The organism is Mesorhizobium sp. M0029, assembly GCF_040323735.1.
GTDB lineage: Bacteria > Pseudomonadota > Alphaproteobacteria > Rhizobiales > Rhizobiaceae > Mesorhizobium.
This window is the reverse complement of record NZ_JAMYVF010000003.1, coordinates 1-12781: the sequence shown is the minus strand read 5'-3', so window position 1 is coordinate 12781 and position 12781 is coordinate 1. Positions and strand designations below refer to the sequence as shown.

The 12781-nt window shown below is 62.4% G+C and carries 12 protein-coding genes, 1 tRNA gene and 1 pseudogene; 8 read left to right on the top strand and 6 right to left on the bottom strand.

Annotation, left to right across the window (positions count from 1 at the left end; translation table 11 throughout):
- Positions 1–2 precede the first annotated feature (2 nt).
- Positions 3–1553, top strand: a complete 1551-nt coding sequence (locus NKJ76_RS06080; RefSeq protein ID WP_352537006.1) for a SpoVR family protein — start codon at positions 3–5, stop codon at positions 1551–1553.
- A gap of 41 nt (positions 1554–1594) precedes the next feature.
- Here the strand turns inward: NKJ76_RS06080 and NKJ76_RS06075 are convergent, their stop codons facing one another.
- Genes NKJ76_RS06075 through NKJ76_RS06065 form a run of 3 tightly spaced genes read right to left on the bottom strand, consistent with a single transcriptional unit; the run spans position 1595 to position 4229 of the window.
- Positions 1595–2491: an HlyC/CorC family transporter gene (locus tag NKJ76_RS06075; protein WP_352537005.1), complete on the bottom strand. Its 897-nt coding sequence runs from the start codon at positions 2489–2491 to the stop codon at positions 1595–1597.
- The gene (gene aroB, locus NKJ76_RS06070) at positions 2488–3621 is read right to left on the bottom strand and encodes a 3-dehydroquinate synthase (protein ID WP_352537004.1); all 1134 of its coding nucleotides are present in this window, start codon (positions 3619–3621) and stop codon (positions 2488–2490) included. Before aroB ends, NKJ76_RS06075 begins: the two co-directional genes overlap by 4 nt.
- On the bottom strand, positions 3618–4229 hold the full coding sequence (locus NKJ76_RS06065) for a shikimate kinase (RefSeq protein WP_023670667.1): 612 nt from the start codon (positions 4227–4229) through the stop codon (positions 3618–3620). The genes aroB and NKJ76_RS06065 overlap by 4 nt, the downstream gene beginning before the upstream one ends.
- Before the next feature lie 172 nt (positions 4230–4401).
- On the opposite strand from NKJ76_RS06065, the gene NKJ76_RS06060 reads away from it, so the two are divergent.
- The 5 genes from NKJ76_RS06060 to NKJ76_RS06040 all read left to right on the top strand — a co-directional run bounded on the left by NKJ76_RS06060 (position 4402) and on the right by NKJ76_RS06040 (position 8372).
- Complete coding sequence (locus NKJ76_RS06060; protein ID WP_352537003.1) at positions 4402–4554, top strand: histidine kinase; 153 nt, start codon at positions 4402–4404, stop codon at positions 4552–4554.
- 21 nt (positions 4555–4575) lie between these two features.
- Positions 4576–5487 carry a site-specific tyrosine recombinase XerD gene (locus NKJ76_RS06055; RefSeq protein ID WP_352537002.1) on the top strand — a complete coding sequence of 304 codons (912 nt, stop codon included), beginning with the start codon at positions 4576–4578 and terminating at the stop codon, positions 5485–5487.
- A gap of 88 nt (positions 5488–5575) precedes the next feature.
- The gene (locus NKJ76_RS06050; protein ID WP_023685389.1) at positions 5576–6526 is read left to right on the top strand and encodes an acetyl-CoA carboxylase carboxyltransferase subunit alpha; all 951 of its coding nucleotides are present in this window, start codon (positions 5576–5578) and stop codon (positions 6524–6526) included.
- Positions 6527–6760: 234 nt separating this feature from the next.
- Positions 6761–8056: a L,D-transpeptidase family protein gene (locus NKJ76_RS06045; protein ID WP_352537001.1), complete on the top strand. Its 1296-nt coding sequence runs from the start codon at positions 6761–6763 to the stop codon at positions 8054–8056.
- Positions 8057–8114: 58 nt separating this feature from the next.
- On the top strand, positions 8115–8372 hold the full coding sequence (locus NKJ76_RS06040; RefSeq protein ID WP_352537000.1) for a sulfurtransferase TusA family protein: 258 nt from the start codon (positions 8115–8117) through the stop codon (positions 8370–8372).
- A gap of 3 nt (positions 8373–8375) precedes the next feature.
- On the opposite strand, the gene NKJ76_RS06035 is transcribed toward NKJ76_RS06040, so the two are convergent.
- Both NKJ76_RS06035 and NKJ76_RS06030 read right to left on the bottom strand, forming a co-directional pair.
- Positions 8376–9479, bottom strand: a complete 1104-nt coding sequence (locus NKJ76_RS06035; RefSeq protein WP_023670662.1) for a CobW family GTP-binding protein — start codon at positions 9477–9479, stop codon at positions 8376–8378.
- 3 nt (positions 9480–9482) lie between these two features.
- Complete coding sequence (locus NKJ76_RS06030; RefSeq protein ID WP_023694057.1) at positions 9483–10661, bottom strand: D-alanyl-D-alanine carboxypeptidase family protein; 1179 nt, start codon at positions 10659–10661, stop codon at positions 9483–9485.
- 233 nt (positions 10662–10894) lie between these two features.
- Here NKJ76_RS06030 and NKJ76_RS06025 point away from each other — a divergent pair, with 233 nt between their 5' ends.
- Together NKJ76_RS06025 and NKJ76_RS06020 are read left to right on the top strand one after the other, a co-directional pair.
- Positions 10895–12058, top strand: coding sequence for a M20 aminoacylase family protein (locus NKJ76_RS06025; protein WP_023685374.1), 1164 nt, complete (start codon positions 10895–10897; stop codon positions 12056–12058).
- A 106-nt stretch (positions 12059–12164) separates the two neighbouring features.
- Positions 12165–12241 (top strand) — tRNA-Arg (locus tag NKJ76_RS06020).
- Positions 12242–12519: 278 nt separating this feature from the next.
- Here NKJ76_RS06020 and NKJ76_RS06015 read toward each other — a convergent pair.
- Positions 12520–12781 (bottom strand): annotated as a pseudogene (locus NKJ76_RS06015) (TadE/TadG family type IV pilus assembly protein); the annotation flags it as partial.

Here is a 12781-nt window from a genome sequence, read left to right as displayed (position 1 = left end):
AGATGGTCAGGCGAGCCAACGAAACGAATTTGTTGTTTTCCGGTTCCGACTGGAATTTCGAGAAATTATCGCGGGCTTTTGAAGAGATCGAGGCGATCGCGGTCGACGACTTGCATCTCGATACTTACCCGGTCCAGATGGAGATAATCTCCTCCCAGCAGATGCTCGACGCCTACTCATCTATCGGCATGCCACTGATGTATCGGCATTGGTCATTCGGCAAACATTTCCTTCACCAGGAGCTTCTTTACCGTAAGGGTGGTCGGGGTCTGGCCTATGAACTGGTCATCAACTCCAATCCCTGCATCGTCTACCTCATGGAGGAAAACACCATGGCGTTGCAGGCCCTTGTGACGGCCCACGCGGCGCTTGGCCACAATCATTTCTTCAAGAACAATCATCTGTTTCAGCAATGGACCGACGCCGGGGCAATCCTGGGTTATCTGGACTTCGCCAAGGGCTACATCGCCCGGTGCGAGGAGCGGCACGGCCTTGCAGCAGTGGAGGCCATTCTCGATTCCGCCCATGCGCTGATGGAACAAGGGGTGTTCCGCTACCACCGGCCGCCAAAGCTCTCGTCGGAGCGACAGCGCGAAGGGCTTCGCGAGCGCCTCGAATACGAAGAGCGCTCCTACAACGATCTGTGGCGCACGCTGCCGCCGTCGCAGAACAAAAACAAGTCCGGCAATGAGGATCAAGGGATGGCGGAGCGCAAGAGATCGCTCAACCTGCCCGAGGAAAACCTCCTGTATTTCCTCGAGAAGAACAGCCTGATCCTGGAACCCTGGCAGCGCGAGATCATCAGGATCGTCCGCGTCATCGCGCAATATTTCTACCCGCAGCGACAGACTCAAGTGATGAATGAAGGCTGCGCCACCTTCGTGCATTATACGCTCATGAACATGCTATTCGATCGTGGCCGGATCGGCGAAGGTGCCATGCTCGAAATCCTGCGCAACCATTCGAACGTGATCTTCCAGCCGGCCTTTGACGATCCCCGGTTTTCAGGCATCAATCCCTATGCCCTCGGCCTCGACATGATGCAGGACATACAGCGCATTTCGACCGAGCCGACGGCGGAGGACCGCGACTGGTTCCCGGACATTGCAGGACATGGCAACTGGCGCGAGGTCCTGCTTGAGGCCTGGGCCAACCACCGCGACGAATCCTTTATCCGCCAGTACCTCAGCCCGAGCTTGATCCGAAAATGGCGGTTCTTCGTGCTTGGCGATGGAGCCGACCAACCGCATTTCGAAGTCGCCTCGATCCACAACGAACGTGGCTATCACAAGATACGCGCCCAGCTTGCCCACAGTTACGACCTTGGAGCGAATCGGCCGGACATCCAGGTGATTGATGTCGACCTGCTCGGCGACCGGCAGTTGCGGCTGCAACACAGGGTAAAGGATGGTGTTGTGCTCGAAGGGGCCAGCCGTGACGCGACGCTGCGCCATGTACGCAGCCTCTGGGGCTACGAGGTCAGCCTGGTTGCAGTTGACGCTCAAACCGGTGCGACAATCCACGAACGGTCTACGAGCCAGATCGCGGCATAAACTCGGCCAAGAGCGTTCTGTTGCGGGCCTGCTCGGTACCTTTAGGATTCGCCCGCCGGCCTGATCCTGATCCTGGCGATCCGGTTCTTGTCGCGTTTCATCACCACGAAGCGCTTGCCGTGGAAGGTGAAAGCCTGCTTTTCCTCGGGGATCGACTGCGTCTCGTGGATGACCAGCCCGGCAATGGTAGTCGCTTCCTCATCCGGCAGGTTCCAGTCGAGCGCCCGGTTGAGATCGCGGATCGGCACGGTGCCATCGACGACCACGGAACCGTCCGCCTCCTGCTTGACGCCCTGAATATCGACATCGTGCTCGTCGGCGATCTCGCCAACGATCTCCTCGATAATGTCCTCCAGCGTCACCAGCCCTTCGACCTCGCCATATTCGTCGACGACGATGGCGAAATGCGCCTTGGCGCGCAGGAAGGCGTTGAGCTGTTCCTGCAGCGTGGTGGTGTCGGGCACGAACCAAGGCTTCGAAGCGATCTTCATCACGTCGATCCGGGAAAAGTCGTTGCCGACCTCGTTCAGCGCTCGCAGCAGGTCCTTGGCGTGCAGCACCCCGACAATGTTGTCGAGCGAGCCCTGCCACAACGGCATGCGGGTGTGCGGGCTCTGCAGAATCTCGCGTACCACCGCTTCCGGCCCATTGTCGGCATTGACCGAGCGCATATTGGTACGGTGGACCATGATGTCGGAGACTTCGAGTTCGGCGAGGTCGAACAGCCCGCCGACGCGGTCGCGGTCCTCACGCACCATTTGGCCGTCGCGGCGGAAATCGTCGACCGCGCCGCGCAACTCGTCCTGGGTCGAGCGCTGCGGCTCGATGCGCGACAACTCATAGCCGAACATGGCAAGCAGGCGCGTGCGCACGGCCAGGACCAGCAGGATAAGGATGGCAAGGACGGCGACGACGGTCCAGCCGGGTTCGTTGATCATCGCCGCCGGCTTTCCTGGCCCGGATGGTTCTCCCTCAGGAACGAAAGCAACTCCGACGCCGGTACATCCTTGGCAATAAAAGCCTGGCCAACACCGCGCGTCAGGATGAATGTCAGCGCGCCGCGCGACACTTTCTTGTCCTGGGTGATGAAGCCAAGCAGCACCTCGGCGTCGGGCAACTCACCAGGGATGTCGGCCATCCGCCAGGGTAGACCGACGGCGCGAAGATGCGCCTCGACCCGCGCCGCGTCGTCCGGGCTGGCCAGATTGAGCCTTGCGGAAAAGCGGTGCGCCAGCGCCATGCCGATGGCGACGCCTTCGCCATGGACGAGGCGGGCGCCATCATACTGTGTGGCACCTTCCAGCGCATGGCCGAACGTGTGGCCAAGATTGAGCAGTGCGCGGTCGCCGGTTTCGAACTCGTCGCGGGCGACGACATCGGCTTTGGCGCGGCAGGCCTCGGCAATCGCCTCCGCCCGTTCCGCACCACCGGCGAACACCTTTTCCCAGTTCGCTTCCAGCCAGGCGAAAAACGCCGGTCGGTCGATCAGCCCGTATTTGGCAAGCTCGGCATAGCCGGCGCGAAATTCGCGGATCGGCAGCGTGTCGAGCACTTCGGTGTCGGCCAGCACCAGCTTCGGCTGATGGAAGACGCCGACCAGATTCTTGCCGCGCGGGCTGTTGATGCCGGTCTTCCCACCGACCGAGGAATCGACCTGCGCCAGCAGCGAGGTTGGAATCTGGACGAAATTCATGCCGCGGCGCACGATGCCGGCGGCAAAGCCGGTCAGGTCGCCGATGACGCCACCGCCGAGCGCAATGACGACATCGCCGCGCTCCAGCTTGGCGGCGAGCACGCCGTCGACCACCTCTTCGAGATGGGCAAAGCTCTTGGTCTTTTCGCCGGCCGGCAAAGTGATGACGGCAGGCTGGATGCCGCCTGTTTCCAGACCGGCCTTCAGCGCGTCGAGATGTGCCGCCGCGACATTGTCGTCGGTGACCACCGCCGCCCTCGTGCCGGGCAGGCGGCGCGAAATCTCGGCGCCGGCGCGCGCCAAAAGGCCAGGGCCGATCAGGATGTCATAGGCACGCTCGCCAAGGCCGACCTCGACAGTGACCGGTTCGCTCACAGCCGCACCTCGCCTGGCGCAGTCGGAGCCGGAATGCCGAAATGCCCGCACAGCGCGTCGACAACCTCCGTCGCAATGACCTCCTTGCGGTCGTCGCGTGTCGGCACGGTGATGTTGGACGTGGCATAGACCGGGTAGCGCTCGCCCATCAGTCGCTCGAGCACGGCGCGCGGATCGGCGCTTTTGAGCAACGGCCGGTTCTGCTTCTTGGACACGCGTTCCATCAATAGGTCGATCTCGGCCTTCAGCCACACCGACACGCCATGCCCGGCGATCGCTTCCCGCGTCTGCGCATTCATGAACGCGCCGCCGCCGGTCGACAGCACCTGCGGCCCACTCTCCAGCACGCGCAGGATGACGCGCTGCTCCAATGCCCGGAATTCGGTCTCGCCATAGCGTTCGAACAGTTCCGGCACCGTCATGCGCGACACGGTTTCGATCTCCTGGTCGCTGTCGACGAAGGGCAGCGACAGCATCGTCGCCACCTTGCGGCCGATCGCCGTCTTGCCGGCGCCCATCAGGCCGACAAAGACGATCGAGCGGCTGCCCAGCCTGTCGAGCAGCGCGGCATGGCTATCGCCGGGAGGATTTGCTGGTAACGCGTTCATGAGACCATGCTGCTTCTAAGCCGTCTTTGCCGGCGTATCGACATCAAAAGCCCGTTTGCGTCAAGCATAGCGCCTTTCGCACGCAGAGCCCTTCGTCCTTGAATTGACGGAATTAGCGTCCCATAAGGACACAGGGCTTGGAATCGCAGAGCAAGAAGACGGGCGAAGATTGATGCCGACACTGTTCCGCTTTGTCGTGACGATGATGATTCTTGCCGGCATTGCCTATGGTACGATGCTGGCGTTGGCGATGTTCGTCGAGCCGAAAAAGGCGGAAATCACTGTGCGCATCGCACCGGAAAAGCTGAACCCCAAGAAAAACTGACCCAAAACTGACCCCTGGAACATGAACAGCGCGGCTCGCATCGAAGCCTTTCTCGAGATGATGAGCGCCGAACGCGGTGCCGCTGAAAACACGCTGTCTTCCTACCGCCGTGATCTCGAGGACGCCTCGCAGCAGATTGCCGGCGGGCTTGCGGCTGCCGCCGCAGCCGACATCCGCGCCTATCTCGACGATATCGCGGCGCGCGGCTTTGCGTCGACGTCGCAGGCGCGCAAACTGTCGGCGATCCGCCAGTTCTTCAAGTTCCTCTACGCCGAGGGCCTGCGTGGCGACGACCCGACCGGCACGCTGGACAGCCCGAAAAAGGGCCGGCCGCTGCCCAAGACGATGAGCGAGGCCGATACCGGCCGGCTGCTCGACCGCGCCGCGCTTGAGGCAGGCGATGGCGTCAATGGTGACCGGCTGGCGGCACTGCGCCTGCACGCTTTGGTGGAGGTGCTCTATGCCACCGGTCTGCGTGTGTCCGAACTTGTCGGCCTGCCTGTGACCGTCGCCCAGCGCGATGACCGCTTCTTCATGGTGCGCGGCAAGGGCGACAAGGAGCGCATGGTGCCGCTGTCGGCCAAGGCCCGCATGGCGATGCGGGCATGGCTCACGGCCCGGGCGTCGGTGCCGGCTTTCGCCGACAGCCCGTTTCTGTTCCCGGCCGCCGGCGACAGCGGCTTTCTCTCACGGCAGGTCTTTGCCCGCGACCTCAAAGGCCTTGCCGCACGGGCCGGCATATCGGCGGCCAAAATTTCGCCGCATGTGCTGCGCCATGCTTTTGCCAGCCATCTCCTGCAGAACGGCGCTGATCTCAGGGCGGTGCAGCAGCTGCTCGGCCACGCCGATATCTCGACCACGCAGATTTACACGCATGTGCTGGAAGAGCGGTTGGTGCGGCTGGTCAACGATCATCATCCGCTTGCCGACTAGGCCTCATATCGCTATGTGAGGGCAACGTGCCCGCGCGGAGCCTACATCTGCGCGATGTTTGCCTTCCGACGCATCGGTCCGCTCAAGAATGTACAATTACCTCGATTTCGAAAAGCCGGTGCAGGACCTTGAACTCAAGATCCTCGAGCTGAAGAAGCTTGCCGAGAATGGCGAGGCGGTCGATGTCGGTGACGAAATCAGCCGGCTCGAGAAGCGCGTGCGCGACGCGCTGCGCGACATCTACAAGGCGCTGACGCCGTGGCAGAAGGTGCAGGTCGCGCGCCACACCGACAGGCCGCATTGCCTCGACTACATCAAGGGTCTGTTCAGCGATTTCACGCCGCTCGCCGGCGACCGCAATTTCGGCGAGGACCAGGCGATCATCGGCGGCTTCGCCCGCTTCCGCGGCGAACCGGTGGCCGTCATCGGCCAGGAAAAGGGCTCCGACACGGCGAGCCGGCTCAAGCACAATTTCGGCTCGGTGCGCCCTGAAGGCTACCGCAAGGCCGTGCGGCTGATGGAACTTGCCGACCGCTTCCAGATTCCACTTCTGACGCTGGTCGACACCGCCGGCGCCTACCCCGGCGTTGGCGCCGAGGAACGCGGCCAGGCTGAAGCCATCGCCCGTTCAACCTCGGCCTGCCTCGGCCTCAAAGTGCCATCGATTTCGGTCGTCATCGGCGAAGGCGGTTCGGGCGGCGCCATTGCGATCGCCACCGCCAACCGCGTCTACATGCTGGAACACGCCATCTATTCGGTGATCTCGCCGGAAGGCGCTGCCTCGATCCTGTGGCGCGACACGACGCGCTCGAAAGATGCGGCGACCAACATGAAGATCACCGCCCAGGACCTTCTGGAAATGAAGATCATCGACGCCATCATTGCCGAGCCGCTCGGCGGCGCCCAGCGCGCGCCCGAAACGGTGATCGCCGCCACCGGCGACCTCATCGCCAAGACGATGAAGGATTTTGCCGGCGCCAACACCGATTTTCGCGAACAGCGCCGCGAAAAATATCTTGCGATGGGCCGCAGCCTCTGATTTTGGCCGGCAGCGCACCGCAATGTGGCGTCAAGGAGCAATTTCGCCACAAAAATGCCGCCGCATTCGGCTCAATAAAAAATCCGTGACACCGGGCGAATTGCCGTGGGGGGCGCCGTCCGACGCTTGCGGTAAGGAATTTTCAAGGTTAACGGGCTTAGGGTCCGTCAGTGTTCAGCATGCAGGCCCGGGCGCTATCCGGCCGTGACGCGAGAAAAAGACATAGCCGTATCCATGTTTACCAAGCTTGCCCGCACTGGACTTCTGATCGCCGCGCTTGGCGTTGCCGGCTGCAACGATTCCTCGATGAAGAATTTTGCGCCGGAAGCCAGCAAACCGCTGCCGGACAAGATCCTGGCCGACATGACGGCCAAGGGCATGATCCGCACCTCGTCGGTGATGGCTCGCATCTTCAAGGAAGAAGGCAAGCTCGAAATCTGGAAGGCCAAGACCACCGGCCGCTACGAGATGGTCGCCAGCTACGACATCTGCAAATGGTCGGGCAAGCTCGGCCCAAAATACACCGAGGGCGACCGCCAGGCGCCGGAAGGTTTCTATACGGTCCGCCCGTCGCAGATGAATCCGCGCTCGAACTATCACCTGTCCTTCAACATCGGCTATCCCAACGCCTATGACCGTGCCAATGGCCGCACCGGCGCCAATCTGATGGTGCACGGCGCCTGCTCGTCGTCGGGCTGTTATTCGATGACCGACCCGCAGATCGAGCAGATCTACGCTTTTGGTCGCGATGCCTTCCAGGGCGGCCAGACCGAGTTCCAGATCCAGGCCTTCCCGTTCCGCATGACCGCCGCCAACATGGCGCGCTACCGCAACGACCCAAACTATGAGTTCTGGAAGATGCTGAAGGTCGGTTACGACAATTTCGAGATCACCAAGGTGCCGCCGAAGGTCGATGTGTGCGACAAGCGCTATGTCTTCAACCAGGTGGCGCCCGAGGGCACGACATTCGATCCGACTGGCGCCTGCCCCGCGACCACGCAGCCCGATTCGCTGAAGAGCGCACTCAACGCATATCAAAGCAGCTATGACGCGGCCTTCACCGGCGCGGTCAAGGCCAGCGTGCCGGCGCCCAAGCCAACCATTGCAGGCATCAAGGAAGCCAGCATCGTTTCCGACTGGTCGAAGCGCCGCGCCCGGGGCGAGCGCGTGCCGATCGAACCGCCGTCGCTGAATTCCGACGGCACGCTGACCGAGACGGCGCGCATGGGCCGCATCGATTCGCCCGCCGGCCGCAAGATGGCGGCGCTGGACGCAGAGAAGGAAGCCAAGCGCAAGGCCGAGGAACAGCGGGTTGCTGCCATCGAGGCTGCGAAGGCCGCCAAGGCCCAGGCACTGGCTGAAAAGCAAGCGGCAAAGGCCCAAGCGCTGGCCGAAAAGGAAGCAGCCAAGCAGGCCGCCCAGCAGCCGGTCGCCACTGCGAGCGTCGAGGCGGCGCCTGCAGAACCGCCGGCGGACGAAAGCCGGATGTCGAAGATCAAGAACAAGCTGCTAGGCATGTTCGGCGGCTGAGGTTTTCGCCTTGTCGATGCATGCCGCCCAAAAGTGCGCCGCGGTTTTGGGACAAGACATGCATGAAGGCAAACAAACAAATCACACCGCGATCTATGACCTCAAGGGCCTGAATTGCCCCCTGCCCGTTCTCAAGGCGAAAAAACGCTTGGCGGCAATGCGGCCGGGCAGCCGGCTTTGGCTGGAGACCACCGACCCGCTGGCGGTCATCGACATCCCCGCCTTTTGCGCCGACGCTGGCCACCAACTGGTTGAAACATCAGCCGTCAGCGGCGGCCACCGCTTCCTGGTCGAACGCGGCGCAGAGCGAGCCTGACAATCAGCCCCCGGCTATCGCCAGCGGATTGCTCTCCAGCGCCGCGCGATCCGGCGTGTCGATCGACGGCCGGTTGGTGAAGGCGGAAAACAGCCGGCGCACATAATCTTCCGGCATATCGAGCGTGATCAGCACCAGCCTGGTGCCGCGTTGGCCGTCCGGCCAGGCCAGCAGCCGCGCCGGCGGATGCAGGATCTTCTGCACCCCGTGGACGACAAGCGGCCGCGACGGGTCCTCCGCAAGCTCGATGACGCCCTTCATCCGCAAAAGCTTGTCGCCATGCGCAGAACGCAGCAGGTCGAGGAACATCTCGATCGCCGAAAACGGCACCGGGCCGTCATGGACCAGCGAATAGGAGCGCACGCGGGAATCGTGGCGGTGGTGGTGCTCATGCTCGCCGTGGTCATGATCATGATGATGGTGGTGCTCATGGGCGGCTTCTTCGCCGAGCCAGCGCCGGACATCGGCGGATTTGGTCGCCGGATTGTAGAGGCCGCAATCGAACAGCGCCGTGACGCCGGTTCGGCCGTCGCCGGCGTCCAGCACCACGGCGCCTGGATTGAGCTGATGGAGTCGCGTTCGCAAAGCATCGACGTCGCCGGGATCGCTGGCCAGATCGACCTTGGTCAGCACGATGCGATCGGCGACCGCCACCTGCTTGACCGCCTCGACATGGCCGTCGAGCGTCGCATTGCCGTTGACCGCGTCGACCAGCGTGATGACGCCATCAAGTCGGAAGGCCTGCACAAGGGCGGGATGCGCCATGATCGACTGCAGCACCGGCGCCGGATCGGCGAGCCCGGTGGTTTCGACAACGACGCGGGCAAGGCGGGCGATACGGCCCGTCTGCAGCCGGTCGACGAGGTCAGCCAGCGTGTCGACCAGTTCGCCGCGCACCGTGCAGCATAGACACCCGTCGGACAGCTGGATGATGCCGTCCGAGGCCTGCTCGACCAGAAGGTGGTCGATCGCCACCTCACCGAATTCGTTGATGATGACGGCCGTGTCGACCAGTGCCGGATCTTTGAGCAGCCGGTTGAGCAATGTCGTCTTGCCGGCGCCGAGGAAGCCGGTGACCACCGTGACGGGTATCGGAAAGCCAGCCATCGCCTAGTTCGCGGCTTTGACCAGCTGGTCGCCCTGCACCGCGGTTGCCTGGCCCACCACGGCCGGTTCGGCCCCCTTTGGCGCCGGAATGTCTGGCCGCCAGCTCGGCAGCGGCACATCGGCGTATTCCTGGCCGCCCTGGTCGAGCATCGCCTTCGGCGCCGGCCCGGTGGCGCCGCCGAGGCCGACGGCAACCAGCGTCGGCACGTGGTCGAGCTTTTCCTGATAGGGCGATTTCGGCACGTCGGCACCCTTCGCGGCCACCGGCGGAGCCGCCTCGGACTGCTCGTGCGGCGCCTTCTTCCTGCAGATCTCATCATGCATGTCGTTGGGTGACATTGTATCGCCATAGGAAGGCATGGCCGCGACCGTGAGCCAGTTCGGGTCGGGCGTGGCAAAGCCCTGGTCGAGCAGCCTGGCGGCGGTCTCGGCACGGCTGATCGCCGATTTTTCGCCGAGCACGACCGCGACCAGCGTGCGGCCATTGCGTGTCGCCGAGCCGATCATGTTGAAGCCCGAGGGACAGACGAACCCGGTTTTCATGCCGTCGGCGCCGGGATAGCGCCCGATCAAGAGATTGTAGTTGGAGATCGCCTTCTTGCCGACGGCAAGGCCTTCGATCGAGAACCAGGGGGCGTATTGCGGGAATTCCTTGCGGATCGCCATCACCAGCAGGGCAAGATCGCGCGCCGTCGTATACTGCTCCGGCGAAAACAGTCCGTTCGGATTGACGAAATGCGTTCCGGTCATGCCGAGCCGCGCCGCCTCCGCATTCATGCGAACGGCGAATCCGGCCTGCGAGCCGCCTATGTTTTCGCCGATGGCCATGGCGATATCGTTGGCCGATTTGACCAGCATCATCTTCAACGCATTGTCGAGCCGCATCACCGAGCCCGGCTTGAAGCCCATCTTGCTCGGCGGTTCGCCCGCCGAATGCTTGGTCACCTTGATCGGTGAATCGAGCTGGACCTCGCCGGCGGCAATCGCCCGGAAGGTGACATAGGCGGTCATCAGCTTGCTCAGCGAAGCGGGATACCAGCGCTTGAATGCGTCCTGGTGCTGCAGAACCTTGCCGCTGTTGAGGTCGAACAGGATCACCGGATTGGCCAAAGCTGGCCCAGCCAGCATGGGTAGCGCCAAGCCGCCCGTTAGCAGTAATTTGAGGATATGGCTGTGCCGCATCATGGAATCCGAAATCGCCTCTTGCCGTAGTCGCCCCTGGCTCCGTAAGATTTCGTTACGCGATGGCCAGCATGACCTGATCCGGCCCTCAATTTCCGGATCACATTGTCTGGGGTGCTATTTACCCTATGTGACGCCAAGATGGCAAAGTGCCAAGATGGCAACAAGCATGGCAATCACAATTGCAATCAAGCAGGCCAGATCGTCTGCTCCAACAGCGAGATGGAACCATTATGCCGATTCTCAACCGCGCCGCCGAGATGCAGGATGAAGTTGCCGGCTGGCGACGCCATCTGCACCAGACGCCAGAACTGAATTTCGATGTCTTCAAGACCGCCGCCTTCGTCACCGAGAAGCTGAAGGAATTCGGCTGCGACGACGTGGTGACGGGCCTCGGCAAGACCGGCGTCGTCGGCATCATCCATGGCCGCAAGGGGCAAGGCGCGACCATCGGCTTGCGCGCCGACATGGACGCGCTGCCGATCAACGAGATCACCGGCAAGCCCTATGCCTCGACCATTCCTGGCAAAATGCATGCCTGCGGCCATGACGGCCATACGGCGATGCTTTTGGGCGCCGCCAAATATCTGACCGAAACGCGCAATTTCGCCGGCTCGGTCGCGGTCATCTTCCAGCCGGCCGAAGAGGGCGGCGGCGGCGGCAACGAGATGGTCAAGGACGGCATGATGGAGCGTTTCGATATTTCGCGGGTCTTTGGCATGCACAACATGCCGGGCCTGCCGGTGGGCCAGTTCGCCATCCGGCCGGGTCCGATCATGGCGGCGACCGCCGAGTTCACCATCACCGTGAAGGGCCGCGGCGGCCATGCGGCGATGCCGCACGGCACGATCGACCCGATCGTCATCACCAGCCAGTTGGTCGGCGCCCTTCAGACGGTCGCTTCGCGCAGCACCGATCCGGTCGAGGCGGTGGTGGTTTCGGTGACGAAGTTCCACGCCGGCGACGCCTACAACGTCATTCCCGAGACCGCCGAGATTGCCGGCACGGTGCGCACACTGAAGAAAGAGATCGCCAAGAAATCGGAAGAGCGCATCCGCACCATCTGCGAAGGAATAGCCACCGCCTTCGGCGCGACGATCACTGTCGACTATGACGCCAACTATCCCGTGACCTTCAATCATCCGGAAGAAACGGTCTTTGCCGGCGATGTCGCGGCAAATGTCGCCGGCGACACCCAGGTCCACCGCGCCATCCAGCCGGTGATGGGCGGCGAAGACTTCTCCTACATGCTGGAAGCCCGCCCCGGCGCCTTCATCTTCATCGGGAATGGCGAGACCGCCGGCCTCCACCATCCGGCCTACGACTTCAACGACGAAGTCATACCGCACGGCATGAGCTACTGGGTGAAACTGGCCGAAACGGCGCTGGCAGCCTGACCTATCCCGCAAGAGGCTGGCCGAATTGCGTTCGGCCGGCCTCTTGATTTCCCCTGGGCGAGCCTCTTGGCGAAACGATCCGAAGCGGCTATGTGTCGGGCCGCGTGGTCCCGTAGCTCAGTAGGATAGAGCGGCAGATTCCTAATCTGTAGGTCACAGGTTCGATTCCTGTCGGGATCACCAGCAAGATCAAAGGCTTGGTGACTGAGATAGCCTGTCGGCATGTTGCAGCACTGATGGACTGGTTTTCGGTGATTTTCACGGACGCGACCAAGCAAGCAGCCTGACTTTAGTTCCATAGAAAAAGTCCATCCCTGAGGTCTCAGGAGCGAGCTTTAAGCATCTACAGCCGCGAAGAGAATCGACCTCTTGCAAGTACAATTCCAGATCGAGCGATGGTTCCCAGTCGATCCGTTACGGTCTGAGTTCGGCGCCGCCAACTCAACGAAGCCGGCCGTATCCTAGCTGGCAACCAGGGGCACCGTGACGGTCGTGGCGTAATTTATCGGATACTGGTCGAAATACGGGAAAGCGATGACAAAGGCATAGCTGGCGGTCAGATGCGCCATCTTGAAACCGCCGCTGGCAGGGTCGGTCGCGATCGTCACAATGACGTTCTTCAGACCCAGGTTCACCAATTTCTGCGTGGCGATGGCCTGGATGTCGCTCTGCGAAAGCGTGTTGTTCAGCTGCAGCGCCCGAGAAGAGGTTTCCAGTGTATAG

Excerpts from the sequence above, each read along its gene's own strand:
- NKJ76_RS06080 (WP_352537006.1), top strand. The coding sequence starts at position 3 with ATGGTCAGGCGAGCCAACGAAACGAATTTGTTGTTTTCCGGTTCCGAC.
- NKJ76_RS06075 (WP_352537005.1), bottom strand. The coding sequence starts at position 2,491 with ATGATCAACGAACCCGGCTGGACCGTCGTCGCCGTCCTTGCCATCCTT.
- NKJ76_RS06065 (WP_023670667.1), bottom strand. The coding sequence starts at position 4,229 with ATGAACGCGTTACCAGCAAATCCTCCCGGCGATAGCCATGCCGCGCTG.
- NKJ76_RS06060 (WP_352537003.1), top strand. The coding sequence starts at position 4,402 with ATGCCGACACTGTTCCGCTTTGTCGTGACGATGATGATTCTTGCCGGC.
- NKJ76_RS06055 (WP_352537002.1), top strand. The coding sequence starts at position 4,576 with ATGAACAGCGCGGCTCGCATCGAAGCCTTTCTCGAGATGATGAGCGCC.
- NKJ76_RS06050 (WP_023685389.1), top strand. The coding sequence starts at position 5,576 with ATGTACAATTACCTCGATTTCGAAAAGCCGGTGCAGGACCTTGAACTC.
- NKJ76_RS06045 (WP_352537001.1), top strand. The coding sequence starts at position 6,761 with ATGTTTACCAAGCTTGCCCGCACTGGACTTCTGATCGCCGCGCTTGGC.
- NKJ76_RS06040 (WP_352537000.1), top strand. The coding sequence starts at position 8,115 with ATGCATGAAGGCAAACAAACAAATCACACCGCGATCTATGACCTCAAG.
- NKJ76_RS06035 (WP_023670662.1), bottom strand. The coding sequence starts at position 9,479 with ATGGCTGGCTTTCCGATACCCGTCACGGTGGTCACCGGCTTCCTCGGC.
- NKJ76_RS06030 (WP_023694057.1), bottom strand. The coding sequence starts at position 10,661 with ATGCGGCACAGCCATATCCTCAAATTACTGCTAACGGGCGGCTTGGCG.
- NKJ76_RS06025 (WP_023685374.1), top strand. The coding sequence starts at position 10,895 with ATGCCGATTCTCAACCGCGCCGCCGAGATGCAGGATGAAGTTGCCGGC.